We start from the raw sequence: 934 nt of genomic DNA, 5'->3' as shown, positions 1-934 counted from the left end.
GGCTGCGCGCCGGGCGAGGTGGTGGGTCTGCTGCTGGAGCAGCCGCTGGCCCATATCGCCGCCGTGATCGGCGCGATGAAGGCGGGCGCGGTGTTCATGACGCTCGACCCGCAGGACCCGGAGAGCCGCCTGCGCACGCTGGTGGGACGGGCCGAACCGGGTTGGTGGATCGCCGAAGCGGCGGCCGCCGGCGCGCTGGAGGCGGTGGCCGCCCAGCTGGGCACGGCGCCGCGCGGCATCTGGATCGGCGCTGGCGCGCCGGCCGCCGGGCTGACGCCGCAGGTGGCCCAGGCCAGCTGCGCGCCGCTGGCGCAACAGCTGCGCGATCCGTGCTACCTGTTCTTCACGTCCGGTTCGAGCGGCACGCCCAAGCCCATCCTGGGATCGGTGGGCGGCCTGGCCCAGTTCATCGACTGGGAGATCGACGCCTTCGGCCTGGATGCGCAGTGCCGCGTGAGCCAGCTGACGGCGCCGACCTTCGACGCCTTCCTGCGCGACCTGTTCGTGCCGCTGTGCGCGGGCGGCACGCTGTGCCTGCCGCCGGCGCGCAAGCTGCCGCTGGACCAGATGCTTGAATGGCTGGGCAGTTCCGGCGTCACGCTGGTGCATTGCGTGCCGTCGCTGCTGCGCGCGCTGCTGTCGTTCGACCAGTTGCAGGCGGCCGACGTGGCGCGCCTGGCTGCGCTGCGCACCATCTGCCTGTCGGGCGAAGTGCTGCTGCCGGCCACGGTGCGGCAATTCCGCGAGGTGTTCGGCGACGGCGTCGAGCTGGTCAACTTCTACGGCGCGTCGGAAACGACGATGATCCGCTGCCACCACCGCATCGTCGCGGCCGACGTGGAGCGCGGCTACATCCCGATCGGCAAGCCGATCGCGGCCACGCAGATGATCGTGCTCGACGCCGACGGCGTGGCGTGCCCGGTCGGCACGCCCG

Annotated in this window: 1 protein-coding gene; it reads left to right on the top strand. The window is 72.7% G+C overall.

Annotated elements, in window-relative coordinates:
* Nucleotides 1–934, top strand: a 934-nt coding sequence (locus tag KVP70_RS33045; RefSeq protein WP_217946672.1) for an AMP-binding protein, incomplete at both ends; no start/stop codon positions are given.

The organism is Duganella violaceipulchra (assembly GCF_019166075.1).
Classification (GTDB): domain Bacteria; phylum Pseudomonadota; class Gammaproteobacteria; order Burkholderiales; family Burkholderiaceae_D; genus Rugamonas; species Rugamonas violaceipulchra.
Note: the sequence above shows the minus strand (reverse complement) of the source record. Positions and strands in the feature narration are given on the sequence as shown.